This window comes from Actinomycetospora sp. CA-101289 (assembly GCF_050955895.1).
In the GTDB taxonomy this organism is placed as follows: Bacteria; Actinomycetota; Actinomycetes; order Mycobacteriales; family Pseudonocardiaceae; genus Actinomycetospora.
This window is the reverse complement of sequence record NZ_CP192093.1, coordinates 3,659,674-3,683,960: the sequence shown is the minus strand read 5'-3', so window position 1 is coordinate 3,683,960 and position 24,287 is coordinate 3,659,674. Positions and strand designations below refer to the sequence as shown.

Here is a 24,287-nt window from a genome sequence, read left to right as displayed (position 1 = left end):
GACGCGCGGCGCCCCGGTCGGGTGAGGGTCCTAGGCTGCGCCGCGTGACCACCTGGCTCCTCCTCCCCGGCGCCGGCGGGGCCGCGTGGTACTGGCACCGGGTCGTGGCGATCCTCGCCGCGCGCGGCGACGAGGCGATCGCCGTCGACCTGCCCGCCGACGACCCCTCCGCCGGGATCCCGCAGTACGTCGAGGTCGCCCTCGCCGCCCTGGGCGACCGCTCCGACGCCGTCGTCGTGGGCCAGTCGCTGGGCGGGTTCACGGCCGCGGAGGTCGCGCGGCGTGTCCCCGTGCAACGACTCGTGCTGGTCAACGCCACCGTCCCCGCCGTCGGCGAGACGCCAGGGCAGTGGTGGACCGACTCCGGACACCGGGCGGCCAAGGAGGCCGCCGTCCGCGCCGCCGGCCGGGAGGACGCCGGCTTCGACCCGGAGTACGAGTTCCTCCACGACGTCCCGCCCGAGGTCGTCGCCGCCGGCGCCGAGCACCAGCGTGACCAGTCCGACGGCCCGTTCGCCGACGGCTGGTCGCTGCCCGCATGGCCCGACGTGCCCGTCACCGTGGTGGTGGGCCGCGACGACCGCTTCTTCCCCGCCGACTTCCAGGTGCGCCTGGCCCGCGAGCGCGCGGGCGTCGAGCCGGTCGTCCTTCCCGGCGGCCACCTCCTCGCGCTCGCGCAGCCCGACGTCCTGGTGCGCGAGGGGCTGGACGTGCCCCCGGGACCCCCTCCTCTGGCACAGTGACCCCCGTGTCCGAGTCAGGTATCGCGGCGCTCGTGGGCCACGACGTCGAGGTCGTCTCGCTCGCCCAGGTCGCCGAGCGCCTCGACGTGCCCCGCACGCGCGTCAGCCAGATGATCAAGCAGGGGCAGCTCCTGGGCGTCCGCGAGGGCGAGCGCTGGAGCGTGCCCGCCGCCTTCCTCACCGACGAGGGGGTGGTCAAGGGCCTCCCCGGCACCATCCAGGTGCTGCGCGACGGCGGCTACAGCGACGCGGAGATCCTGCGCTGGCTCTTCGCGCACGACGAGTCGCTGCCCGGCGCCCCGATCGAGGCGCTGCGCTCCGACCGGGGTCGCGAGGTCAAGCGCCGCGCCCAGGCGATGGCCTTCTGAGCACACCGCTCGCCGCGGCGCCCAGCACGCCGTGCGCGCGCAGGGCCGCGACGAGCCGCGCCGTGCGCCGCGGGCCCAGCCGCGCCACGAGCGCCGCCGCCATCGCCGGGCCGGTCCAGGCCCGGACTCGGTCGTCGTCATCGGTGGGGACGATCTCCAGCAGGGTCGGTGCGTCGCCGGCCACCCCCGCGTCGGCGCACCAGCCGGCGACGCGGTAGTCGCCGAGGGGCAGGACCTCGAGGTCGGCGCCCCCCGTCGCCCCGACCGTCGCGCCCACCGCGCGGCAGCGCGCGCAGGCGGCGTCGACGGCCAGGACGAGGGTCACGCCGCGCGGGAGAGGGCGGGGTCGAGACGGCGCCGCCACCGCGTGCCGACGGCGCGGGCCAGGTGCGGGAGCGCGACCGCGGCCCGCCGCCCGTTGCCGACCGCGACGCGGCGGCGCAGGACGTCGTAGTCGGCGGCGACGATCTCGTCGAGGATGCCGCCGTAGAGCACGCGCGCGGTGCGCACGCAGGGCCGCGACACCGGGTGCAGCATCGCGATCCCGCGGTCGGCGCGCCGGTAGACGGCGCGGGTGCGGGCGACGAGGTGGGCCAGCGCCCGCCGGACGCGCGCGTCGGTCCGGCCGGTGTCCCGGCACCAGGCGAGCAGGTCGCGGTCGACGCCGAACGCGGCGAGCTCGGCGCGGGGCAGGTAGACGCGGCCGCGGTCGAGGTCCTCGCCGACGTCGCGCAGGAAGTTCGTGACCTGGAAGGCGACGCCCAGGTCCGCGGCGTAGGGCTCGGCCTCCTCGCGCGGCCCGACCGTCCCGAGCACCGGCAGCACCTGCAGCCCGATCACCGCCGCCGAGCCGTGCACGTAGCGGGCCAGGTCGTCGAAGGTCGGGTAGTCGGTGACCGTGAGGTCCATGGCCATGGCGTCCATGAAGTCCTCGAGGTGCCGGTGGGCGATCTCGTGGCGGGCGACGGTGTCCGCCAGCGCCGCCACCACCGGCTCGCCCTCGGACACCAGCGTGCGCGGGTCGGTGCCGGCGAGCCCGCGGCGCATCCGGGCCCGGACCTCCTCGAGCCGGCCCGCGATCGCCGCCGGCGAGGCGTCGGCGTCCGGGTCGTCGACGACGTCGTCGGCCATGCGGGCGAACCCGTACAGCGCGTGGATCGCGGGCCGCTGGGCGGGCGCGAGCAGGCGGGTGGCCAGGAAGTACGTCCGTCCGTGCGCGGCGTTGAGCGCGCGGCACCGGGTGTAGGCCTCGCGCAGGGCGGGGTCGGTGATGCCGGCGGCGTCGAGCTCGGTCTGGCTCACCCGGTGATCCGCTGCGCCGCGAGCTTGCCCGACACGAGGACGGTGGGGACCCCGACGCCCGGCGTCGTCCCGCACCCGGCGAGCACCACGTTGCCCTCGCCGCGCACGAGGTTGCCCGACCGGAACGGGCCGGTCTGGGCGAACGTGTGCGCCGCGGAGAACGGGGTGCCCGCGGCGAGGCCCTGGGCGGACCAGTCGGCGGGGGTGATCGTGTGCTGGACCACCGGCTCGCCGAGGGAGAACCCGCGCCCGGCGAGCACGCCGCGCAGCTCGTCGCGGTAGCGCGGCCCGACGCGTTCCCAGTCCAGGGGCGCGACCTCGGTGTTCGGGCACGGCGCCAGGACGCTGACCAGCTCGTGGCCGTCCGGGGCGAGCGAGGGGTCGGTGGCCGTCGGGTGGGTGATCAGCAGCGACGGGTCGGACATCAGCCGGCCCCGGTGGAGGATCTCGTCGAACGTACCGGCCCAGGCGTCGCCGAAGGAGATGGTGTGGTGCCCGAGCCCGGTGCCGGCGGGGACACCGGCGTGCCACACGAACGCCGAGGGCGACCAGCGCAGCGGCACCGCCCGCTTCGGCGCGCGGCCGAGCAGGGCGTGCGCGGCGGGGAGGTCCACGGACAGGACGACGGCGTCGGCGACGATCCGGTCGCCGTCGGCGGTCGGGTCGTCGGTGGGGACGGTGCGCAGCGCGCGCACCCGCCCGCCCGAGCGCTCGAGCCCGGTGACCGTGGTGCCGTAGCGGAACTCGGCGCCCGCGTCGGCCGCGGCGTCGGCGAGGGCCTGGGGCAGCGCGCGCACCCCGCCCTTCGGGAACGAGACCCCGGCGATCGTGTCCATGTAGGCGATGACGGCGTAGGCCGCCAGCGCCTTGGCCGGCGGCACCCCCGCGTAGAGCGCCTGGAAGGAGAAGATCCGCTTGAGGCGCTCGTCGCCGAGGAACTTGCCGATCTTCGGCCCGAGCCGGCCGAAGCCGCCGAGGGTGCCCAGCCGCGCGAGGTCGGGGGAGAGCACGTCGAGCGGGGAGTCGAAGTTGGCGTCGATGAACGTCGCCATCTGCACCTGGTAGAGCTGGGTGAGCCACGCCCGCAGGCGGCGGTAGCCCTCGGCGTCGGCCGCCGAGACCTTGTCCCGGATCTCCTGCTCCATGGCGCCGGGGTCGGTGTGCACGTCGATCGCGCTGCCGTCGGCGAAGCGCGCGTGGTACGCGGGGTGCAGGTCGACGAGCTCGAGGCGGTCGCCGAGCTTCTCGCCGACCGCGGCCAGGGCCTCCTCGATCAGCTCCGGCATCGTGATGACGGTCGGGCCGGTGTCGAGGTGGAAGCCCCTATCGGCGTGCTGCCCTTTCCCAGGGAGGTCGAGGCGCCCGGCGCGCCCGCCCGGGGTGGGGTCACGCTCGACCACCGTGACGCGGCGCCCGGCGCCGAGCAGGTGCAGGGCGGTGGCGAGGCCGGCGAGGCCGGCGCCCACGACGACGACGTGGTCGGTGGGGGACTGGACGGTGCGGGTCACGGGGCTCCTGGGTGGGCCTGGTGGGATGAGCCGGTCAGCGGGCCCGCCGGGTGGCCGCGATGGCCAGGTCGGCGAGCCGCTCCGGGGCGGGCGCGGTCAGGGTCGGGGCGTCGGCGCCCCGCACGGCGTCGACCGCGGACGCGGTCAGCTCGGTGATGCGGCGCTCGACGTCGTCGACGACACCGAGCGCGACGAGGGCCTCGCGGGCCGCGTCGACCCCCGCGACGTCGAGGTCGGGGTCGCCGACGGCGCGCTCGACGACAGCGGCGGTGCGCCGGTCGGGGTGCGCGCGGGACAGCGCGACGAGCAGGGTCAGCTTGCCCTCGCGCAGGTCGTCGCCGGCGGGCTTGCCGGTGACGGCCGGGTCGCCGAACACGCCGAGCAGGTCGTCGCGCAGCTGGAAGGCGACGCCGAGGTCGGTGCCGTAGCGGCGCAGCGCGGACACCGTGCGGTCGTCCGCGCCGGCCAGGGCGGCGCCCAGGTGCAGCGGGCGCTCGACGGTGTAGGCGGCGGTCTTGTAGCGGCTGATGCGCAGCGCGGTCTCGGGCGACGAGTCCGACGACGCGTGGCCCTGGACGTCCAGGAACTGCCCGCCCAGCACCTCGGTGCGCATCGCCCGCCACGGCGGACGGACGCGGGCGAGGGCGGCGAGGTCGAGGCCGGACTCGTGGAGCATGTCGTCGGCCCAGGCCAGCGCCACGTCGCCCAGCAGGATGGCCACCGCCGCGCCGAAGCGGGTGGGGTCGCCCGCCCACGCGGCGTCGGCGTGCCGGGCCGCCCAGCGGGCGTGCACGGTCGGCTCGCTCCGGCGGGTGGCCGAGTCGTCGATGAGGTCGTCGTGCACCAGCGCGCAGGCCTGGATCAGCTCGAGCGCGCTCACGGCCCGCAGCACCGCGGCCGGGGCGTCGACGCCGCCGGCGGCACGCCAGCCCCACCACGCGAACGTCGGGCGCAGGCGCTTGCCGCCGGCGAGCACGAAGCGGGTGAGGTCGTCGACGGCGCCGGCGTACTCCTCGGCGATCTCCGCGCAGGCGTGGCGACGGTCGGCGAGGTAGTCCGCGAGGTCGGCCGTGACCGCGGTCGGGAGGTCGCGCTCGAGGGCGGCCAGGGTCGCCGGGGTGCCGTCCTGCGTGGGCTCGTCGAACGGGTCGGGGGGCCCGAGGTCCGCCGTCGTCGAGGCTCCGCCGACCGTCATACGCGTTCTGTCCCTCCGGGCGGGTGCCGTCGACACCGAGGGTAGGGCCGCTCGGCGTACCCGGCTGATCGGGCGGTCCCGGTCACAACGGACCCCCGCGCACACCTCCGGTCACCGTAGGGTCGCCGGATGGCTACTGTGACGGAGCGCATCCAGCGCGGGGTGCCCACGTTCTCGGTGGAGTTCTTCCCGCCCAAGAACGACGAGGGCGAGGCCACCCTCTGGCGCACGATCCGCCAGCTCGAGCCGCTCGACCCGGCGTTCGTGTCGGTCACCTACGGCGCGGGCGGCTCCAGCCGCGACCGCACCATCCGGACGACCGGCCGCATCGCCACCGACACCACGCTGACGGCGATGGCCCACCTCACCGCGGTGGACGCCTCGCTGGAGGACCTGCGCCAGGTGATCGGCTCGTACCTCGCGGCGGGCATCAGCAACGTGCTCGCGATCCGGGGCGACCCTCCCGGGGACAAGGACGCCGACTGGGTGCCGCACCCCGCGGGCCTGAGCTACACCGAGGAGCTCGTGCACATGGTGCGCCGCCTCGGCGACTTCTGCGTCGGCGTCGCGGCCTTCCCGTACCTGCACCCGCGGTCGATCGACGAGGACACCGACACCCGGTACTTCATCCAGAAGGTGAAGGCCGGCGCGGAGTTCGCCATCACGCAGATGTTCTACGACGCCGACCAGTTCCTCCGGATGCGTGACCGCATCGCGGCCGCCGGCTGCGACATCCCGATCATGCCGGGGCTGATGCCGCTGACGACGCCGAAGTCGGCCGAGCGGGGCGCGGACTTCTCGGGCGCCCCGCTGCCCGCGGCGATGCTCGAGAAGCTCGAGCCGCTGGCCGAGGACGCGTCGGGCTACCGCGAGGCCGGCATCGACCTGTGCGTCGAGCTGTCGCAGCGGATGTTCGACGAAGGCGTCGAGAACATCCACTACATCAGCATGAACCGCTCGCCCGCCGTGGTGGACGTGGTGCAGCGGCTGGGCCTGGCGCCGGCGCAGACCTGACGGGTTCTCCCCTCAGCGGCGGGCGCGGCTGCGCGACTGGGTGCGGGACGACGCGGCGAGCACGTAGACGATCGCCACGGCCGCCCCGACCACCAGGAACAGCAGCAGCGACCAGCCGATCCACGACGGGGCGTCGGGGTCGGGGTACTCGACCACGGCGTTGACGTCGGTGACCGTGCCGGGCTGGAACGTCCAGCTGATGACGCCCTGCGACGCGGTGCCGTCGGTCTGGCGGATCGAGCCCGGGAACGCGATCTTGAGCTGCACGTCGGAGCTCTCGGGCGCGACCCGGGTGAGGTCGACCTGCCCGCTGACCACCACCCGGTCGCCGGCCCGGCGCATCTGCACGCGGATCGCCTGCGTGCTCGTGGGGCTGATGGCCGGCAGCACGCGCGTGACCTCGTCGAACGAGAGGTCGTCGAAGCGCACGCGCGAGCCGATGTAGCCGTCCTGCTCGTAGCGCTCGACGCTGACGTCGCCGCTGAGGTCGTCGGGCACCTGCAGCGGCGGGCCCTGCCCGGCCGGCGAGCCGTCCGGGGTGGCGATGTCGACCACGCCGGACACCCGGTCCTCCGGCGAGACCGCCATACCGGCGCGCACCCGCACGCACCCCGCACCGAGGACGCCCACCAGCATCAGCAGGACCGCGAGGAGGACGAGGCCGCGGCGCGAGCGGGCCGGACCGGGCCGGGCGGGCACGGCATGAGCGGGCACGGCGTCGGCGGCCGCGGGGGAGACGGGGTGGGGCGCGGGCGCGGGCACCCGCGCATGGTGCCAGGCACCCCCGACGACGCCGGTCAGGTGCGGCCCCACGGGACCGCGCCGTCGCGGTCCGGCAGCGGGACCGGGCGCCCGGGCGGGTCGAGCGGCAGCTCGCGGCCCAGGACGGCGAAGGGCCGGGGGTCGCTGGTGAAGCGGTGGTGGCGCAGCAGGTCGCGGAACCCCAGGCGGCGGTACAGCGACCAGGCGCGCGTCGGCTGCTCGGCCTCGGGGGTCGAGAGCAGCACGTGGCGGTCGGTGGGGCGGGCGAGCAGGCGCCGCGCGAGGGCCTCGCCGACGCCGTCGCCCTGGACGTCGGGACGGACGTGGAGCTCGGTGAGCTCGAAGTACTCCTCGAGGACGGTCGCGGCCAGGTCCCGGCCCGGCGCGCCGGCCCCGAGCAGGCCGCGGCGCACCTCCTCGAACCACCACTGCCCGCGCGCCCCCGGGTAGCCGTAGGCGATCCCCCAGAGCGAGCGGTCCGGACCGAACGCCCCCACGGCGTGCCAGCCGGCGCGGCGCGAGTGCTCGATCCACATCGGGCGCCGCTGGCGGACCGTGCCCGGGGGGTAGCCCATCGCGCGGACGTAGACGGTCAGCGCCTCGTCGAGCCGCCCCGCGAGGTCGTCGGGGGACAGGTCGACGATCGAGGCCCGGGCGGGCGCGGCGGTCACGGTCCCGCTCCCGCGCCGCGGGCGGAGGCGTCGGACGCGGGCGGCACGCAGCCATCTCACCACGTCGTCACCGCCTTCCGGAGGGGCGATGCGCCCGTCGGGAGTGTCCCGCCCGGACCGACTTGACGACCCCCGGCCCGAGCGGGTTCACTGGTCCGCATCGAACACGTGTTCGATAGCCCCGGGTGGCGGGGCGGGGGAAGCGCCCCGCCGCCCGGCACGCCGCCGGCTCCCCACGGTGGCTGGCATCCGCTCGGCCCGGGTCCCGGGTCGAGGAGCACGAGCCCGCCGTGGAGGACGCATCGTGGTCCGCACTCCCTCGCCGGTCCAGGTCCGCTGCGCGGACGGCGACCCGGTCGAGTTCCATCGCCGCCCCAACCGGCGCGACAGCCACTACCTGGTCGAAGAGGTGCGCGAACGCTGGATCGAGGAGTCCCGGTGGCCGTTCCTGTCGGCCATGCCCGTCGGGGGCGACCGGTGCCGCTGCTGGCGGGTGCTCGCCCGCCGCACCGACGAGCCGCACCTGCCCGCCGGCGAGTTCGTCCTGCGCATGCGTTCCGGCCCCGGTGTGTGGGACCTGCGCTGGTCCGACGCCTGACCCCGACCGTGACGCGACCCGAGGAGAGATCACCGTGACCAGTGCCCTCGCCATGCCCGGACTGTTCGACACCACGCCCGTCGAGCCGGCCGGCCCGTCCCGCGCCGATGACGCCCGCGACGCCGCCCGGCACGTGCCGGCCGCCCGGAGGTCGGCCACGCGCGGGGCCACACCGCGCGGCGCGGCCCCGCCCGCCCCGCCGGCGCCGCCGCCCTCGCGCACCGTGGTCCAGCTGCTCGGCGCCGCCCGCGACGAGCTGCGCGCCGCCCAGGCCGAGGGCGACCCGGCGGAGCGCTTCCGCTCCGCCCACCTCGGCGCGCTGCGGGCGGCCGCGGCGGTGCTCGCCCTGCGGGCCCGCTCGAAGCGCTCGTCCCGCCCCACCGACGCCTGGACGCTGCTGGCGTCCGTGGCGCCGGAGTACGGCGAGTGGGCGGCGTTCTTCGCGGCCCACTCGGCCACGCGCTCGGCGGTCGAGGCCGGCGTGCGCGGGCGCGTGTCGCAGCGCGACGCCGACGACATGGTCCGCCAGGCCGACCTGTTCCTCGCGCTCGTCACGCGCACGGTGGCGGGACGGGGGCGCTCCTGACCCCGCTGCCGGTCCTCAGGCCTCGGGCGCCTGGCGGGCCCGCGGGCGGTGCGGCCGGGTGTTGCGCGCCCGCACGATCCGCCCGAGCAGCGCGTCGAACTGGCTGGAGATCTCCCGGGCGCCCGGGGTGTCCCAGCGCTGGATGGGCACGCCGGCGCCCTGCGCCTGCTGCACGGCGGTGCGGTCGGGCAGCAGGGCGTTGAGCACCAGGGGCCCGAACAGCTCGCGCAGCTCGCTCACCCGGAACTCGTGCTCGGCCGAGCGGGTGCGGTAGCGGTTGATGAGCACGCCCAGCGGCTGCAGGTCCGGGTTGTGCTCCCGCTCGGCCTGCACCGCCTCGAAGGCGCGCTGCACGCCCGAGACGGCGAAGATCGTCGGCTCGGTCACCAGCACCGCGCGGTCCACCGCGACGAGCGCGGAGCGGGTGAGCTGGCCCAGCGAGGGCGGGCAGTCGATGAGCACCAGGTCGTACTTGGCCAGGCCCGTCGCGCTCACGGCGTCGTCGTCGCGGGGGAGTGCGGACAGCAGCTGCGCGAGGCGGCCGAGCCGCTGCGAGGTGGGGTCGGGGTGGTTGTGGCGCTCGATGTCCTCGGAGCCCACCAGGACGTCGACCTCCTCGCCCCACGAGCTCTGCGAGATCGACGAGGCCAGGATCGCCGCCGAGGGCCGCTCCATCGCCTGCGCGATCGTGGTCTCGGTGGGCTCGGGCTCCAGGGCGGTGGTCGCGTTGCCCTGCGGATCGAGGTCGATCACGAGGGTGCGCAGACCGGCCTTGAGGGCCGAGCCGGCCAGGCCCAGCACGACGGTCGTCTTCCCCACCCCGCCCTTGAGGCTGAGGACCGCGGTGACGTGCACGGGGGGAACGTACCGGCCGGGCGGGCACCGTGCCGGAGCCGGACGGCGGACCCACACGGACGGAGAGAGCGACGGAGTCCGTGCTCCCGCGCACCCGCCGCACGCTCTACGGTGTCGCGGTGAGCCGTGCGCCGTCGTTCGCCCCGGTCGACGTCGTCGCGCGCACGCTGCGGGTCGAGATCACTGCCGCCCGCGCGCGCCGGGGTGGCGCGCCGCCCCGTGTCCTCGACGTCGGGGGCGGCAGCGGGACGTGGGCCGTGCCGCTGGCCGCCGACGGGTGCGAGGTCACGGTCGTCGACTCCAGCGCCAACGCCCTCGCGGTGCTGCGCAACCGCGCCCGAGACGCCGGGGTGGCCGAGGGCGTCCGCGCGGTGCAGGGCGACGTCGACGCGCTCGCCGACGCGGTCGCCGACGCGGAGGCCGACCTCGTGCTCGGCCACGGCCTGCTCGAGTACGTCGACGACCCGCCCGAGGCGTGCCGCGCCCTCGCCGCGTCCGCGGCGCCCGGGGCGGCGGTGTCGCTGCTGGTCACCGGGCGCTTCGCCGCCGTGCTCTCCCGGGTGGTCGCGGGCCGTCTCGTCGAGGCGCACCGGGTGCTCGTCGACCCCTCGGGCCGCTGGGGTCCCGACGACCCGCTGCGCCGGCGCATGGACGTCGAGGAGATCCGCACGCTCGTCGAGGCCGACGGGCAGCTCACGGTCGAGCGGGTGCAGGGGCACCGGGTGCTCGCCGACCTCGTGCCCGACGGGGTGCTCGAGCCCGGCGGCACGCCGCCCGAGGCGCTCGCCGAGCTCGAGGACATCGCGGCCGGTACGCCGCCGCTGCGCGACATGGCCTCGCGGCTGCACGTCCTCGCGCGGCGGCCCGCCTGAGCACGACGTCTCGTCCCGCTGTCGGGTCCAGGGCGGGGGCCGACGCCGGCTGCGGCATCCTGCACGTCGACATGGACGCGTTCTACGCGGCCGTGGAGATCCGGTCGCGGCCCGAGCTGCGCGGGCGCCCCGTGGTGGTCGGCGGCGGCCCCGAGCGCGGCGTGGTGCTCTCGGCGAGCTACGAGGCCCGGGCCTTCGGCGTCCGCTCGGCCATGCCCTCGGCGCGGGCGCACCGCCTCTGTCCGCAGGCCGTCTTCCTGCCGCCCGACTTCTCCACCTACGCCGAGGTCTCCCGCGCGGTGATGGGGATCTTCCGGTCGGTCACGCCGCTGGTGCAGCCGCTGAGCCTCGACGAGGCGTTCCTCGACGTGTCGGGCGCGCTGCGGCGCCTGGGCAGCACGCCGCTGGGGATCGCGGCGTTGATCCGCGAGCAGGTCGCCGCCGCCGAGGACGTCACGTGCTCGGTCGGCGTCGCGTCGACGATGTTCGTGGCCAAGCTCGCGTCCCGGGTGGCCAAGCCCGACGGCGTGCACCTCGTCCCCGCCGACGGCGTGCGGGCCTTCCTCGACCCGCTGCCGGTCGGCGCGCTGTGGGGTGTCGGCGCGCGCACCGAGGAGGTGCTCGGGAGCCACGGCATCGCCACCGTCGGCGACGTCGCCGCCGCCGGCCTGACGACACTGCGCCGCGCGGTGGGGGAGGCGCACGCCACCCACCTGTTCGCCCTCGCGCACGGGGTCGACGAGCGGCGGGTCGATCCGCACGGCCGCGAGAAGTCCGCCGGCGCGGAGGAGACCTTCGCCCGCGACCTCGTCGACCCGGCCGCGCTGCGCCGCGAGCTGCTGCGCCTCGCCGACCGCACGGCGCGCATGCTGCGCCAGCGCGGGGTACGGGCCCGCACGGTCGCGCTCAAGGTCAGGTTCGCGGACTTCACCACCGTGACACGCGCGCGGACCCTCCCCGCGCCCACCGACCTCGCCCGCGATCTCCACGCCACCGTGACCGATCTCCTCGACGCGCTGGGCGACCTCGCCCCGGTGCGCCTGCTCGGCGTGCGCGGCGAGGGGCTCGTCCCCGCCGACCGGGCACCCGAACAGATCCTGCTCGGCGAGCCCGAGCACGGGTGGTCGGACGCCGAGCGGGCCGCTGACCAGGCACGTTCGCGGTTCGGCGTGGCGGCGGTGCGCCCGGCGAGCCTGCTCGGTGATCGCGATCCGGCCCGCGCCCGATCGCCGGTGGAGGCCGCCGACCCGGCGCGTCGTGGTCACCGAGCGCAGCGGGGTGCCTCCGGCGCGGCGTCGTCACCGGAGCCGAACGGATGATCGGCAGCGCAACACGCCGGTCCGGGTAGTGGGACCGACGGCGGACTCGTACGATGGAGCCTGGGCCATCACGATGATGCCCGCCGGACCTCCCCTGGTCGGGCGTATTCCATTCCGGTGCCGGAGGAGAACCATGCCGCTCTCCGAGCACGAGCAGCGACTGCTCGAGCAGATCGAGCGCGCTCTCTACGACGAGGACCCGAAGTTCGCGTCCACGGTTCGGGGAGGCAAGCTCCGGCGCCCGTCGCGCCGGCGCCGTGTCCAGGGCATCGCGCTCTTCGTCATCGGCATCGTGATGCTGGTGCTGGGCGTCGTGTTCATGTCGTCGACGGCCACCGTCGGGATCATCATCAGCGTCGTCGGCTTCCTCGTGATGTTCAGCGGCGCCGTCCTCGCGATCACGTCGTTCGGGGCCCGCAAGAAGGAGGCCGCCGCCGAGGGTGCGAACCCCGGTGCGCCGACCGAGAAGGAGCGCAGCCGCTTCACCTCCCGCATGGAGGAGCGCTTCCGCCGCCGCTTCGAGCAGGAGTAGCCCTCCCGCCAGCATTTCCCCGACGCGCCGCCGACCTCCTGGTCGGCGGCGCGTCGTGCTTTGCCTCCGGCTCGTGCGCGCTTGCCCGTGCTGGAGCACGGCAAGCACGCACAGGGCGCGAGCCCGAGATCAGCAGGTCGAAAGGGTCGCTACGAGGCCTCCTGGGCGTGCCTTTCGGCCTGCTGATCATGCTGACCCCCACCGCGCCCCACCCGAGACGGGCGCCCGCGGCGATCAGCAGGCACCGGTGGTCGATGTCGATCTCATCCGCGACCACGAGGGCCTGCTGATCACGGGATGCGGGGTGATCAGGGAGTCCGTGCGGTCGGTGTCGATCTCCTCGGCGACCGTGGACGCTCCCCGATCACGCCGACCCCCACCCCGCCCCACCGGCGCCCCCACCCGCCCCCCGGGACGGCCCGCCGCCCCCCACCCGCCCGCACTCGCCGGCTCCCGCCCAGGTCAGCGGCCCGGGCTCGGCGTGGGGGAGCGGCCGATTCCCGCCTCGCGGCGTGTCGACGTGCTCACGAGGGGCTGCGCCCGCCACTCTCCCCCCACTTCGCTCCACCGGCTCTGACCAGCGACAACTGCCCCATTCGGGGGTCTCCACACCTGCGGCGCGGTTTGGTTGTGGGGGACGGTGGGGTATGGTGGTGAGCAGTGGGGCGGACGGGCCTCACCGGGGAGGTGGGCGCCGTGTTCCTCGGCACCCACACCCCGCGATTGGACGACAAGGGCCGGTTGACCCTGCCCGCCAAGTACCGGGACGAGCTCGCGGGGGGGTTGATGATCACGAAGGGTCAGGACCACTGCCTCTACGTGTTCCCCCGTGACGAGTTCGAGCAGATGGCCCGCAAGGTGGCCGAGGCGCCGTTCACCGACGAGCGGGTGCGCGCGTACCAGCGCTACCTGTTCGCCGGCACCGACGAGCAGCGCCCCGACTCCCAGGGCCGCATCCCGATCGCGGCGGAGCTGCGGCGCTACGCCGGGCTCGGGCGCGACTGCACGGTGATCGGGGCGGTCAACCGCCTCGAGATCTGGGACAGCGAGGCCTGGGCGCGCTACCAGGACGAGCACGAGGCCGGCTACGCGCAGGCCCAGCAGGAAGTGCTGCCCGGCGTCTTCTGACGCCGTCGCACACCGACAACTCCAGACGGGGCGTCCTCCGGGACGCCTGCCGGGTGCCGTGAGGCCCCGGTCCGCAGGGCGACCGCCCTGGCGCACCTTCCCCGGCGCCAGGTCCGTCGCTCTGCGGGCCGGGACGTGACGGCATCGGGCTGCGCAGGACGGGGCGGGCCGCAACGGCCCGGCGACGAGTCGGTGGAGGGGGGTCGGGTGGACGAGCAGCACGCGGACGACACCGCCGACGCCCCTCAGGGCCCGCGCCACGTCCCGGTCCTCCTCGACCGCGTCCTCGCCCTCTTCGAGCCCGCCCTCGCCGACCGCGACGCCGTGCTCGTCGACGCCACCCTGGGGGCCGCCGGCCACTCCGCCGCGCTCCTTTCTCGGCACTCGCGACTCACTCTTGTGGGTGTTGACCGCGACCAGGCGGCGTTGCGACTCGCGTCCGAGCGGCTCAGCATCTACGCCGACCGCACGCACTTCGTCCACGCCGTCTTCGACGCGCTGCCCGACGTCCTCGACGACCTCGGCTACCGCAGCGTCCAGGGCGTCCTGTTCGACCTCGGCGTCTCGTCGATGCAGCTCGACGAGGACGAGCGGGGCTTCTCCTACGCCCGCGACGCCCCGCTGGACATGCGGATGGACCCGTCGACGGGCCTGACCGCCGCGGACGTCCTCAACACCTACGCACCCGGCGACCTGATCCGGGTGCTCCACGACTACGGCGAGGAGCGCGCGGCCCGACGCATCGTCGAGGCCGTCGTGCGGGCCCGGCGGCGGGCTCCGTTGCGCACCAGCGCGGAGCTCGTCGCCCTCCTCGAGGGCGCGATCCCGGCCGCCGCCCGCCGCACCGGCGGGAACCCCGCGAAGCGCACGTTCCAGGCGCTGCGGGTGGAGGTCAACGGCGAGCTGGACGCCGTGGCCGAGGCCGTGCCGGCCGCGGTGCGCGCGCTGGCGGTCGGCGGCCGGGTGGTCGTCCTGTCGTACCAGTCGCTGGAGGACCGCATCACCAAGCGGGTCCTCGCCGAGCACAGCCGCTCGAAGGCGCCGCCGGACATGCCGGTGGTGCGCCCGGAGGACGAGCCCGAACTGCGCATGCTGACCCGCGGCGCGGAACGGGCGAACGAGGACGAGATCGCCGCGAACCCCAGGGCGGCGTCGGTGCGGCTGCGTGCCGCGGAACGAGTGCGGGAGAGGGCGGCATGAGCACCGCGACCCTGACCGAACCCCGCACGCGCACCCGGCACGCGCCGGCCCGCGAGGCCGTCCCGACGCGGCGCCCGGCGAGCACCCGTCCCGCCGCGCGTCCCACGACCACGACGAAGCCGGCCGAGGACGCCAAGGGCACGGCGCCGTTCGTCCTGCTGATCATGGTGCTGCTCACCGGCGGGCTCGTCGCGACGCTCTGGCTCTCGACGGCCGCGGCCGCCGACTCTTACCGGCTCGACGAGGCCCGCCAGGTCGCCCGCGACCTCTCCGAGCAGAGCGAGCGCCTGCACCGCGACGTCGAGGCCGCCCAGTCGGCGCCCGCGCTCGCCGCCGCGGCCCGTGCGCAGGGCATGGTGCCGGCGGGGGAGCCCGCGGTGCTGCTGGTGGCGCCCGACGGGTCCACGCAGGTCATCGGCGACGCGCGGCCGGCCCAGGCTATCGCCCCGCCGGTCACGCCCGCCGCCCCGGCGGCGCCCGCGGCCCCGGCCGCGACGACCAACACCGGCGCGCAGGCGGCCACGGACGGCCAGCCGGCCCCGGCGCCCGCCGGCGCCGCGGCCGCGGAGGACCAGCTGGTCGCGGTGCCCGACGCGGGGACCGACACGGAGACGAGCCCCGACTCCGCCGCCACCGCGGACGACGCCACCCCGGTGACCCCCTGATGCCCCGGACCGCGGCCACCCTGAGCCGTCCGCCCTCGCGGGCGCCCGGGGTCCGCGGCCCCGGCGGCCGCCGCCCGTCACCCCCGCCGCCCCCGCCCCGGGGACCGGCGCGCCGTCCTGCGCCCCGCCCTCCGGACCCGCGCCGGCGCCTGCGCGTCGGGCGCGTGATCCTCGTGGCCGTGCTCGTCCTGTGCACGGTGAAGCTCGTCGAGGTGCAGGGCCTGCGCGCGGGGGAGCTGTCCGACGACGCCGCCCGCCAGCGCACCACCAAGCTCGTCGTGCCCGCCGAGCGCGGCGCGATCCTCGACCGCTACGGCACCCCGCTGGCGTTCAGCGTCGAGGCCAAGGCGCTCGTCGCCAACCCGCGGCGTATCACCGAGGACTGGAACGACCCCGCGATCCGCGACCGCCCGGGCACGCCGACCCCGGACCAGCGCAAGTCGGCGATCGCCCTGGGCATGGGCCGGCTCCTGGGCCTCGACCCCGGCCCGATCTTCGCGTCGCTGATGGCCGACCGCAGCTACGTCGTGCTGGCGCCGCTCGTCGACCCGGGCGCCGCGCGCCAGGTCCGCGAGGCGTTCCCCGAGATCGCCGAGGAGGACCGCGAGTCCCGCCAGTACCCGGCGGGCGAGGTCGCGGCCACCGTCGTCGGCAGCGCGTCCTGGAACATGGACCGCGCGAAGATCCGCGGCTCGATCGGGCTGGAGAGTGCGCTCGACTCCACCCTCGCCGGCACCGACGGCTTCCGCGTCGTCGACACCGCCGAGGGCAGCGACGCCGTCATCCCCGGCACCACGCGCGCCGAGCTGCCTGCCCAGGCCGGCCGCGACGTCGTGCTCACCCTCGACACCGACCTGCAGTACGCGGTGGAGCAGCGCCTGCGCGAGTACACCGCCCGCGTCGGCGCCCGCAACGGCAGCGCGGTCGTGCTCGACGCGCACACCGGCCAGGTCCTCTCGATGGCCAACTCGGGGTCGTTCAACCCGGCGGCCCCCGGCGCCGCGGGCGCGGAACTGGGCAACCCGTCGGTGACGTCGCCGTTCGAGCCCGGCTCGGTGAACAAGGTCGTCACGATGGCCGCGGCGATCGAGGCGGGCCTCGCCCGCCCCGAGGACGTGCTCGAGGTGCCCGGCAACATCCGCGTCGCCGACCGCACGATCAGCGACGCCTGGTCGCACGGGACGGTCCGGATGACGCTCAACGGCGTGCTCGGGCGCTCGTCCAACGTCGGCACCCTGATGACCGCCCAGCGCGTCGGGCCCGACCGCTTCGGCGCGATGCTCGAGGCGCTCGGCATCGGCAGCCGCACCGGCGTCGAGCTGCCGGGCGAGAGCCCCGGGTCGGTGCCGGCGCGCGAGGACTGGTCCGGCAGCACGTTCGGCAACCTCCCCATCGGCCAGGGCCTGTCGATGACGACGCTGCAGATGGCGAGCATGTACCAGGCCGTGGCCAACGACGGCGTGCGCGTGCCGCCGCGGGTGGTCGAGGCCGAGGTCGGCGCGGACGGCGTGCGCACCCCGGCGCCGACGCCCGAGGGCGTGCGGGCGATGAGCCCGGACACGGCGCGGACGCTGCGCGACATGCTGCAGTCGGTGACCCAGGACGGGCGGGGCGCCGACCGGGGCACCGGCCCGCAGGCGGCGATCCCCGGCTACCCGGTGGCGGGCAAGACGGGCACCGCGCAGCAGGTCGACCCGGGATGCGGCTGCTACTCCCAGTCGAACTACTGGATCACCTTCGCGGGCATGTTCCCCGCGCAGGACCCGCGCTACGTCGTCGCGCTGATGCTCGACCGCCCGCCGGGCGGGGACTCCGCGGCGCCGCTGTTCCACGAGATCGGGGCCTACCTCGCCCAGCACGGGGCCGTGCCGGTGTCGACCGCGCCGCCGCGCCACGTCCCGCTGACCCTGCCGTGATCCGGCCGTGATCGCCGATGTGCAGGACACAGGGCCTGCCGAGGCCCGCGGAGACGGTGAGTAGCCTTCGCCCCCGTGCCAGCCGCACCGCCGAGGACCGAGGACAGCTCGGACGGGACCGCCACCGGAGCCACCCGGAGCGGGGTGTCCGTCGGCCCTCCGGACGCCGCGGCGAGCGGGTCGGGTGACGCCGGCGACGGGCCCCTGCGGCCCGCCCACGTGACCCCCGTGACGATCACCGAGGTGATCACCCGCATCCAGGGGGCGCGGCCCGGCGACGGCCCCGTGGAGCTCCGCGGCCCCGACAGCGCCCTGGTCACCGGGGCCACGCTGCGCGCCCACGAGGTCCGCCCGGGCGACCTGTTCGGCGCGCTCCCCGGGGTGCGGGCCCACGGCGTCGACTTCGCCCCCGACGCCCTGGCCCGCGGCGCCGCGGCCGTGCTCACCGACCCCACAGGCGCCGAGCGCGCGACCCTGCGCGAGGCCGCGCTCGAGGCCGGCGTGCCGGTGCTCGTGCACGCCGATCCGCGCGCCGCGCTCGGCCCCGCCGCCGCGCGCATCTACGGCGACCCCTCCACGCGCCTCGACGTCCTCGGCGTCACGGGCACCAGCGGCAAGACCACCACCGTCTACCTGCTCGAGGCCGCGCTGGCCGCCGCCGGCGCGCGCACTGGGCTGCTCGGCACCGTCGAGACCCGCCTCGCGGGACGCCGGCTGCCCAGCGCCTTCACGACGCCCGAGGCCCCCGACCTGCAGGCCCTGCTCGCGCGGATGGCCGACGACGGCGCCACCCACGTGGCCATGGAGGTCTCCAGCCACGCGCTGGCGCTCGGCCGCGTCGCCGGCACCCGGTTCGCGGTCGGGGCGTTCACCAACCTCTCCGCCGAGCACCTCGACTTCCACGCCGACATGGAGGACTACTTCGCGGCGAAGGCGCAGCTCTTCGACGGGCGCGCCGCGCGCGAGGTGGTCTGCGTCGACTCGCCGTGGGGCCTGCGCCTGGTCCGCGAGGGCACGGTCACCGTCGGCACGCCCGACGCCGACTGGTCGGCCACCGACGTCGTCGCCCTGCCCGACGGCACCCAGCGCTTCACCGTCCACGGCCCCGGCGGCCTGGAGCTGCCCGCGACGCTGCGGCTGCCCGGCGCCTTCAACGTGACCAACGCGCTGCTCGCCCTGGCCTGCGGCCACGCCGCGGGCCACGACCCGGCGGCCCTGGTCCGCGGGCTCGCCGAGGTCCGCGTGCCCGGGCGCATGCAGCGTGTCGAGGCGGGCCAGCCCTTCCTCGCCGTCGTCGACTACGCGCACAAGCCGGCCGCCGTTGGTGCGCTGCTCGAGACGCTGCGCGCCCAGACCGAGGGCCGGCTGCTCACCGTGCTGGGCTGTGGCGGCGACCGCGACCGCGCCAAGCGCCCGGTGATGGGCCGCCTGGCCGCCCAGCTCTCGGACCACCTGTGGGTCACCGACGACAACCCCCGCAGCGAGGACCCGGCCGCCATCCGCGCGGAGGTGCTGGCGGGCGCCCGGCAGGCCGACGACGCCGAGGTCAGCGAGATCGGCGACCGCCGCGCCGCGATCGCCGCCGCCGTGGCCGCCGCGCGTCCCGGCGACGTCGTCGTCGTGGCCGGCAAGGGCCACGAGACCGGCCAGCAGGTCGGCGACCAGAAGATCCCGTTCTCCGACGTCGACGAGCTGACGCGGGCGATCCAGGGCGGACCCGCGTGATCGACCTGACCCTCGCCGACGTCGCCCGCCTCACCGGCGGGCGGCTGCACGGCGCCACGGGAGACGAGCGCGTCACCGGCTCCGTCGAGTTCGACAGCCGCGCGGTGACCCCGGGCGGGCTGTTCGTCGCCCTGCCCGGCGAGCGCGTCGACGGCCACGACTTCGTGGCCGCCGCGATGGCCTCCGGCGCGGCCGGGGTGCTCGCGGCCCGCGAGGTCGACGCGCCGGCCGTCATCGTCCCGCCCGTGCAGGCTGTGTCGAGCTCCTACGTCCTCGCCGCCGACACCGAGGGCGCCGGCGCCGGGGTCCTCGCCGCGCTGGCCGCGCTCACCCGCCACGTCGTCGACACCCTCGTCGCCGACGGGCTGCTCGTCGTCGGCATCACGGGCTCGTCGGGCAAGACGTCGACCAAGGACCTCACCGCGCACCTGCTCGAGGGGCTCGGGGAGACCGTCGCGCCGCCGGGGTCGTTCAACAACGAGCTGGGCCACCCGTGGACGGCGCTGCGCGCCACGCGCTCCACCCGCCACCTCGTCCTCGAGCTCTCCGCCCGCGGGCCGGGCCACGTCGCCGCGCTGTGCCGGGTCGCCCCGCCGCGGGTGGGCGTCGTGCTCAACGTCGGCTCGGCGCACCTCGGCGAGTTCGGGTCCCGCGAGGCGATCGCGCAGGCCAAGGGCGAGCTGGTCGAGGCGCTGCCGGCCGACGGTGTGGCCGTCCTCGGCGCCGACGACCCGGTGGTCGCCGCGATGTCGCAGCGCACCGACGCCCGCGTGGTGCACGCCGGCCGGGCGCCCGAGGCGCAGGTGCGGGCCGCCGACGTCGTGCTCGACGACGCCGGGCGCGCGTCGTTCCGGCTGATCACGCCGGCCGGCGAGGCCGCGGTGACGCTCGGGCTCCACGGCGCCCACCACGTCGACAACGCCCTGGCCGCCGCCGCGGTCGCGCTCGAGGCCGGGCTCGACGTCGCCACGATCGCGGCCCGCCTGGGCTCCGCCGCGCCGCGCTCGCGCTGGCGCATGGAGCTCACCGAGCGGCCCGACGGGGTCCGCGTGCTCAACGACGCCTACAACGCGAACCCGGAGTCGATGCGCGCCGCGCTCGCCACCCTGGGCGCGATGGGCGGGCGGCACACCGCGGTCCTCGGCGTCATGGCCGAGCTCGGCGACGACGCCCCCGAGGCCCACACCGAGATCGGGCGGGAGGTCGCGCGCACCGGCGTCGACCGGCTCGTCGTGGTGGGTGACGACGACGCGGTGGCGCGGCTGCACGCGGCGGCGGCCCAGGCCGGCGTCGACGCCCAGCTCGTGCCCGACGCCGCGGCGGCCGCCGTCGCGGTGGCCGAGCGGGTCGGGCCCGGTGACGTGGTGCTGATCAAGGCGTCGCGGGCGGCCGGCCTCGAGCGGGTGGCCGAGACGCTCGTGCACGGGACAGGGGCCCGATGAGGGGCGTGCTGGTCGCGGCGGGGGTCGCGCTGGCCGTGTCGATCCTGCTGACCCCGTACGTGATCCGGCTGTTCATCAAGCAGGGGTTCGGCCAGGAGATCCGCGAGGAGGGGCCGCAGAGCCACCGCGGCAAGCGCGGCACTCCCACCATGGGCGGCGTCGCGATCCTCACCGCGGTGTGGGCCGGCTACCTCGTGGCCCACCTCGTCGGCGATGTCGCGATCTCCGCGTCCGGCCTGCTGGTGCTGATGCTGATGACGTCGCTGGGGGTCGTCGGCTTCCTCGACGACTTCATCAAGATCCGACGACAGCGCAACCTGGGCCTGAACAAGACCGCGAAGCTGGTCGGCCAGTTCGTCACCGCCGTGCTCTTCGGCGTGCTCGCGCTGCAGTTCCCCGACGAGCAGGGGCTGACCCCGGCGTCGCCCAACCTGTCCTTCGTCCGCGACATCGCGGTGGTCAGCCTCGGCGCGGTCGGGTTCGTCGTCTTCTGTTACCTCGTGGTGACGGCCTGGTCGAACGCCGTGAACCTCACCGACGGGCTCGACGGCCTCGCGGCGGGGACGTCGGCGATGGTGCTGGCGACGTACCTCATCGTCTCGTTCTGGCAGTTCCGCAACGCCTGCGGCGTGCAGATCGAGGCCGGCTGCTACCAGGTCCGCGACCCCCTCGACGTCACGCTCGTGGCGGCCGCGGCGATGGGCGCGTGCATCGGGTTCCTGTGGTGGAACGCCGCCCCGGCGAGGATCTTCATGGGTGACACCGGGTCGCTCGCGCTCGGCGGGCTCTTCGCCGGGCTGAGCATGGTCACGCGCACCGAGCTGCTGCTCGTGGTGCTCGGCGGCGTGTTCGTCGTCGAGGCCCTGTCGGTGGTGCTGCAGGTCGCGGTCTTCCGCACGACCCGACGGCGACCGTTCCGCATGGCCCCGTTCCACCACCACTTCGAGCTCGCCGGCTGGGCCGAGACGACGGTGATCATCCGGTTCTGGCTGCTCGCGGCGATCTGCTGCGCGCTCGGGCTGGGCCTGTTCTACAGCGAGTGGCTGGCCGCGTCGGGTGGCTAGCTGGTCCGACCGCCACGTGCTGGTCGCGGGGGCCCGGCGCACCGGGGTCTCGGTCGTCGACGTGCTGCTCCACCTCGGGGCGCGGGTGACGGTCGCCGACGGCGACCAGGCCCAGCTCGACGCCCTCGGCGACCGGCCCGTGGCCCGCACCCGGGAGCTGGCCGCGCTCCCGGACGGGGCCGACCTCGTCGTCACCAGCCCGGGCTTCCGCACCGACGCCCCGCTCGCGCTGGCCGCGCGCGAGGCCGGCGTGCCGATGGTCGGGGAGCCCGAGCTCGCGTGGTGGCTGGGCGACGACCCGGCGGTGTGCCCGGACGGGCCGCCGCGCTGGCTCGCGGTCACCGGCACCAACGGCAAGACGACGACCACGACGATGCTCGAGGCGATCCTGCGGGCGGCGGGGGAGGACACCGTCGCCTGCGGCAACATCGGCCTGCCGATCGTGGACGCGCTGCGCGCCGGGCACCGGGTGCTCGCGGTGGAGCTGTCGAGCTTCCAGCTGGAGTGGTCGCCGTCGGTGCGCCCGTTCGCCGGCGCGGTGCTCAACCTCGCCGAGGACCACCTCGACTGGCACGGCTCGATGGCCGCCTACGGCGCGGCGAAGGCCCGGGTGCTGCGCGGCGACGTGGCGGTCGGGGGCCTCGACGACCGCGAGGCGGCCGCCCTGCTCATCGCCGCGCCCGCCCCGCGGCACGTCGGCTTCACCCGCGGGGCGCCGGAGGCGGGGCAGCTCGGGATCGTCGACGGGTGGCTCGTGGACCGGGCGTTCGGTGACGGCGTCCCGCTCGCCGCGACCACCGACGTCGTCCCGCCCGGCCCGCCGGGGGAGCTGAACGCCCTGGCCGCCGCGGCCCTGGCGCGGGCCCACGGGGTGGCGCCGGAGGCCGTGGCCGCGGGGCTGCGTGCGGTGGCGCCGGGCGCGCACCGCGGGGCCGTCGTCGCGGAGGCCGGCGGGGTCCGCTGGGTCGACGACTCCAAGGCGACCAACCCGCACGCCGCCGCCGCGTCGCTGGCCGCGCACCCGCGCGTGGTGTGGGTGGCCGGCGGGCTGCTCAAGGGGGCGGATGTCGGCGAGCTCGTCGTCGAGCACCGCGATCGCCTCGCCGGGGCCGTCGTGCTGGGCCGCGACCGGGACCGTGTGCGCGACGCCCTCGCGCGACACGCCCCCGAGGTCCCCGTCCTCGACGTGGGCGGGGGCGACGATGGCGCCGTGAGCGACACCGATGACGGCATGCTGCGCGCGGCCCGGGCGGCCGCGACGCTGGCGCACGCGGGCGACACCGTGCTGCTCGCCCCGGCCGCGGCGTCGATGGACATGTTCCGCGACTACGCCGCGCGCGGTGACGCCTTCGCCGCGGCGGCGCGCGTCGTGGCCGGCGGGGTCGGGCCGGACGGGGCCGCCTCGCCTCCCGACCCCCAGGTGACGACGGACGGCACGACGTGAGCGCGCCCGCGCGGGACCGGGGCCGTCGCCCCGCCCGCTCGGGCCGTCCGGGGGTGGTGTCCTCGCTGCGCGGGGCGCTGCACCAGTGGCTCGAGCGCCCGCTGACCTCGCTGCACCTCGTGCTGGCGGTGTTCGGGCTGCTCACCGCGCTCGGGCTGGTCATGGTGCTCTCGGCGTCGGCGGTGTCGGCCTACGCCGCGGGCGGGTCGTCGTACGGGGTGTTCGCGCGCCAGGCCGTGTTCGCGGTGATCGGCCTGGTCCTGTTCTGGCTCGGCCTGAAGATCCCGCCGCGCACCCTGCGCGCCGCGAGCCCGTGGCTGCTGGCGGGCTGCCTGGTGCTGCTGGTGCTCGTGCTCGTGCCCGGCCTGGGGTCGACGATCAACGGTTCGCGCAGCTGGTTCCGCGTCGGCGGCCTCTCGCTGCAGCCCTCCGAGCTGACCAAGATCGCGCTGGGGCTGTGGGGCGCGCACGTCCTCGTGCGCCACCGCCCCCACCCGCGGACCTGGCGCGCCGCGCTCATGCCGCTGCTGCCGGTGGCCCTGCTGGTGCTGGTGCTCGTGCTCGCCCAGCCCGACCTCGGCACCACGATCTCCCTGATGATCATCGTGTTCGCCCTGCTGTGGTTCGCGTGCGCGCCGCTGGGGCTGATGGCGTTCATCGTGTCCAGCGGCGTCGTGGCCTCGGTGGTGCTCGGCGTCGTCGCCACCTACCGGCAGAGCCGCATCACCGCGTTCCTCAACCCCGACGCCGCCGACCCCCTCGGCCCCGCCTACCAGGCGCGCCAGGCGCTGTACTCGCTCGCCGACGGCGGCCTGTTCGGCGCCGGGCTGGGCCAGGGCCGCGCGAAGTGGGACTACCTGCCCAACGCCGACAACGACTTCATCTTCGCGATCATCGGCGAGGAGCTGGGGTTCGTCGGGGCGGGCGCGGTGATCGCGCTGTTCGCGACGCTGGCCTACGTGGGCCTGCGCATCGCCGCCCGCAGCACCGACCCCTGGATGCGGGTCGTCGCGGCCACGCTCACCGTGTGGCTGGTGGCGCAGGCCTGCATCAACATCGGCTACGTCGTCGGCCTGCTGCCCGTCACCGGCATCCCGCTGCCGCTGGTGTCCTCCGGCGGCACGTCGCTGGCGCTCGCGCTGCTCTCGGGCGGCCTGCTGGCGAACTTCGCGCGCCACGAGCCCGACGCCGCCGCCGCGCTGCGCGCCCACGGGCAGGGCCGTCTCGCCCGGGCCCTGCGCCTGCCCGAGCCGTCGCTGCCGCGCGCGGCGGCGACCGACCGGCCGGACCGTCCTGTCCGCTCGAGCCCACCCCACCGGTCCGCCGGGCCCGACCGCCCCACCCCCCGGGGACGCGGCCGGTGAGCCCCCGGAGGATG

At 76.2% G+C, this 24,287-nt stretch carries 24 protein-coding genes; 17 read left to right on the top strand and 7 right to left on the bottom strand.

Annotation, left to right across the window (positions count from 1 at the left end):
* Positions 1-44: 44 nt before the first annotated feature.
* Both ACQPX6_RS18330 and ACQPX6_RS18325 read left to right on the top strand, forming a co-directional pair.
* A complete protein-coding gene (locus tag ACQPX6_RS18330; protein WP_433781767.1) occupies positions 45-743 on the top strand; it encodes an alpha/beta fold hydrolase in 699 nt (232 codons plus the stop codon).
* A 5-nt stretch (positions 744-748) separates the two neighbouring features.
* Positions 749-1,111 (top strand): Rv2175c family DNA-binding protein, encoded by a 363-nt coding sequence (locus ACQPX6_RS18325; RefSeq protein ID WP_433781765.1) that lies wholly within the window; start codon positions 749-751, stop codon positions 1,109-1,111.
* Here ACQPX6_RS18325 and ACQPX6_RS18320 read toward each other — a convergent pair.
* The 4 genes from ACQPX6_RS18320 to ACQPX6_RS18305 are packed head-to-tail and all read right to left on the bottom strand — an operon-like array spanning position 1,080 to position 5,116.
* Positions 1,080-1,436 (bottom strand): hypothetical protein, encoded by a 357-nt coding sequence (locus ACQPX6_RS18320; RefSeq protein WP_433781763.1) that lies wholly within the window; start codon positions 1,434-1,436, stop codon positions 1,080-1,082. The genes ACQPX6_RS18325 and ACQPX6_RS18320 overlap by 32 nt on opposite strands.
* Complete coding sequence (locus ACQPX6_RS18315) at positions 1,433-2,413, bottom strand: phytoene/squalene synthase family protein (RefSeq protein WP_433781761.1); 981 nt, start codon at positions 2,411-2,413, stop codon at positions 1,433-1,435. Before ACQPX6_RS18315 ends, ACQPX6_RS18320 begins: the two co-directional genes overlap by 4 nt.
* Positions 2,410-3,921 carry a phytoene desaturase family protein gene (gene crtI, locus ACQPX6_RS18310; protein WP_433781759.1) on the bottom strand — a complete coding sequence of 504 codons (1,512 nt, stop codon included), beginning with the start codon at positions 3,919-3,921 and terminating at the stop codon, positions 2,410-2,412. The genes ACQPX6_RS18315 and crtI overlap by 4 nt, the downstream gene beginning before the upstream one ends.
* Positions 3,922-3,955: 34 nt before the next feature.
* Positions 3,956-5,116 carry a polyprenyl synthetase family protein gene (locus ACQPX6_RS18305; RefSeq protein WP_433781757.1) on the bottom strand — a complete coding sequence of 387 codons (1,161 nt, stop codon included), beginning with the start codon at positions 5,114-5,116 and terminating at the stop codon, positions 3,956-3,958.
* 129 nt (positions 5,117-5,245) lie between these two features.
* Between ACQPX6_RS18305 and ACQPX6_RS18300 the strand changes: the two genes are divergently transcribed.
* Positions 5,246-6,130, top strand: coding sequence for a methylenetetrahydrofolate reductase (locus ACQPX6_RS18300; protein ID WP_433781755.1), 885 nt, complete (start codon positions 5,246-5,248; stop codon positions 6,128-6,130).
* A gap of 12 nt (positions 6,131-6,142) precedes the next feature.
* Here ACQPX6_RS18300 and ACQPX6_RS18295 read toward each other — a convergent pair whose 3' ends face one another.
* Together ACQPX6_RS18295 and ACQPX6_RS18290 are read right to left on the bottom strand one after the other, a co-directional pair.
* Complete coding sequence (locus ACQPX6_RS18295) at positions 6,143-6,892, bottom strand: LppM family (lipo)protein (RefSeq protein WP_433781753.1); 750 nt, start codon at positions 6,890-6,892, stop codon at positions 6,143-6,145.
* A 35-nt stretch (positions 6,893-6,927) separates the two neighbouring features.
* The gene (locus ACQPX6_RS18290; RefSeq protein WP_433781751.1) at positions 6,928-7,563 is read right to left on the bottom strand and encodes a GNAT family N-acetyltransferase; all 636 of its coding nucleotides are present in this window, start codon (positions 7,561-7,563) and stop codon (positions 6,928-6,930) included.
* A gap of 304 nt (positions 7,564-7,867) precedes the next feature.
* Here ACQPX6_RS18290 and ACQPX6_RS18285 point away from each other — a divergent pair, with 304 nt between their 5' ends.
* Positions 7,868-8,161: a hypothetical protein gene (locus ACQPX6_RS18285; RefSeq protein WP_433781750.1), complete on the top strand. Its 294-nt coding sequence runs from the start codon at positions 7,868-7,870 to the stop codon at positions 8,159-8,161.
* 34 nt (positions 8,162-8,195) lie between these two features.
* Positions 8,196-8,747, top strand: coding sequence for an SAV_6107 family HEPN domain-containing protein (locus ACQPX6_RS18280; protein WP_433781748.1), 552 nt, complete (start codon positions 8,196-8,198; stop codon positions 8,745-8,747).
* Between the two features lie 15 nt (positions 8,748-8,762).
* On the opposite strand, the gene ACQPX6_RS18275 is transcribed toward ACQPX6_RS18280, so the two are convergent.
* Positions 8,763-9,602 (bottom strand): ParA family protein, encoded by an 840-nt coding sequence (locus ACQPX6_RS18275; protein ID WP_433781746.1) that lies wholly within the window; start codon positions 9,600-9,602, stop codon positions 8,763-8,765.
* Between the two features lie 119 nt (positions 9,603-9,721).
* Between ACQPX6_RS18275 and ACQPX6_RS18270 the strand changes: the two genes are divergently transcribed.
* From ACQPX6_RS18270 to ftsW, 12 genes are all read left to right on the top strand, one after another.
* Positions 9,722-10,474, top strand: coding sequence for a class I SAM-dependent methyltransferase (locus ACQPX6_RS18270; protein ID WP_433781745.1), 753 nt, complete (start codon positions 9,722-9,724; stop codon positions 10,472-10,474).
* Positions 10,471-11,793, top strand: a complete 1,323-nt coding sequence (gene dinB / locus ACQPX6_RS18265; protein WP_433788299.1) for a DNA polymerase IV — start codon at positions 10,471-10,473, stop codon at positions 11,791-11,793. Before ACQPX6_RS18270 ends, dinB begins: the two co-directional genes overlap by 4 nt.
* A 133-nt stretch (positions 11,794-11,926) precedes the next feature.
* Positions 11,927-12,325, top strand: coding sequence for a DUF3040 domain-containing protein (locus tag ACQPX6_RS18260; RefSeq protein WP_433781743.1), 399 nt, complete (start codon positions 11,927-11,929; stop codon positions 12,323-12,325).
* A 696-nt stretch (positions 12,326-13,021) separates the two neighbouring features.
* Positions 13,022-13,453 (top strand): division/cell wall cluster transcriptional repressor MraZ, encoded by a 432-nt coding sequence (gene mraZ / locus ACQPX6_RS18255; RefSeq protein ID WP_433788298.1) that lies wholly within the window; start codon positions 13,022-13,024, stop codon positions 13,451-13,453.
* A 207-nt stretch (positions 13,454-13,660) separates the two neighbouring features.
* Positions 13,661-14,653, top strand: coding sequence for a 16S rRNA (cytosine(1402)-N(4))-methyltransferase RsmH (gene rsmH / locus ACQPX6_RS18250; RefSeq protein ID WP_433781741.1), 993 nt, complete (start codon positions 13,661-13,663; stop codon positions 14,651-14,653).
* Positions 14,650-15,318: a hypothetical protein gene (locus tag ACQPX6_RS18245; protein WP_433781740.1), complete on the top strand. Its 669-nt coding sequence runs from the start codon at positions 14,650-14,652 to the stop codon at positions 15,316-15,318. The genes rsmH and ACQPX6_RS18245 overlap by 4 nt, the downstream gene beginning before the upstream one ends.
* Complete coding sequence (locus tag ACQPX6_RS18240) at positions 15,318-17,234, top strand: peptidoglycan D,D-transpeptidase FtsI family protein (protein WP_433781739.1); 1,917 nt, start codon at positions 15,318-15,320, stop codon at positions 17,232-17,234. Before ACQPX6_RS18245 ends, ACQPX6_RS18240 begins: the two co-directional genes overlap by 1 nt.
* Before the next feature lie 219 nt (positions 17,235-17,453).
* The gene (locus ACQPX6_RS18235; RefSeq protein WP_433788297.1) at positions 17,454-18,959 is read left to right on the top strand and encodes a UDP-N-acetylmuramoyl-L-alanyl-D-glutamate--2,6-diaminopimelate ligase; all 1,506 of its coding nucleotides are present in this window, start codon (positions 17,454-17,456) and stop codon (positions 18,957-18,959) included.
* Positions 18,956-20,401, top strand: a complete 1,446-nt coding sequence (locus ACQPX6_RS18230) for a UDP-N-acetylmuramoyl-tripeptide--D-alanyl-D-alanine ligase (protein WP_433781738.1) — start codon at positions 18,956-18,958, stop codon at positions 20,399-20,401. The genes ACQPX6_RS18235 and ACQPX6_RS18230 overlap by 4 nt, the downstream gene beginning before the upstream one ends.
* Positions 20,398-21,465 (top strand): phospho-N-acetylmuramoyl-pentapeptide-transferase, encoded by a 1,068-nt coding sequence (mraY, locus tag ACQPX6_RS18225; protein WP_433781737.1) that lies wholly within the window; start codon positions 20,398-20,400, stop codon positions 21,463-21,465. The genes ACQPX6_RS18230 and mraY overlap by 4 nt, the downstream gene beginning before the upstream one ends.
* Positions 21,458-22,909, top strand: coding sequence for a UDP-N-acetylmuramoyl-L-alanine--D-glutamate ligase (gene murD, locus ACQPX6_RS18220; protein ID WP_433781735.1), 1,452 nt, complete (start codon positions 21,458-21,460; stop codon positions 22,907-22,909). Before mraY ends, murD begins: the two co-directional genes overlap by 8 nt.
* On the top strand, positions 22,906-24,273 hold the full coding sequence (gene ftsW, locus ACQPX6_RS18215) for a putative lipid II flippase FtsW (RefSeq protein WP_433781734.1): 1,368 nt from the start codon (positions 22,906-22,908) through the stop codon (positions 24,271-24,273). The genes murD and ftsW overlap by 4 nt, the downstream gene beginning before the upstream one ends.
* Positions 24,274-24,287: the final 14 nt, after the last annotated feature.

Coding starts and splice junctions, on each gene's coding strand:
- ACQPX6_RS18305 (WP_433781757.1), bottom strand. CDS start 5,116: ATGACGGTCGGCGGAGCCTCGACGACGGCGGACCTCGGGCCCCCCGAC.
- ACQPX6_RS18300 (WP_433781755.1), top strand. CDS start 5,246: ATGGCTACTGTGACGGAGCGCATCCAGCGCGGGGTGCCCACGTTCTCG.
- ACQPX6_RS18260 (WP_433781743.1), top strand. CDS start 11,927: ATGCCGCTCTCCGAGCACGAGCAGCGACTGCTCGAGCAGATCGAGCGC.
- ACQPX6_RS18245 (WP_433781740.1), top strand. CDS start 14,650: ATGAGCACCGCGACCCTGACCGAACCCCGCACGCGCACCCGGCACGCG.
- ACQPX6_RS18240 (WP_433781739.1), top strand. CDS start 15,318: ATGCCCCGGACCGCGGCCACCCTGAGCCGTCCGCCCTCGCGGGCGCCC.
- mraY (WP_433781737.1), top strand. CDS start 20,398: ATGAGGGGCGTGCTGGTCGCGGCGGGGGTCGCGCTGGCCGTGTCGATC.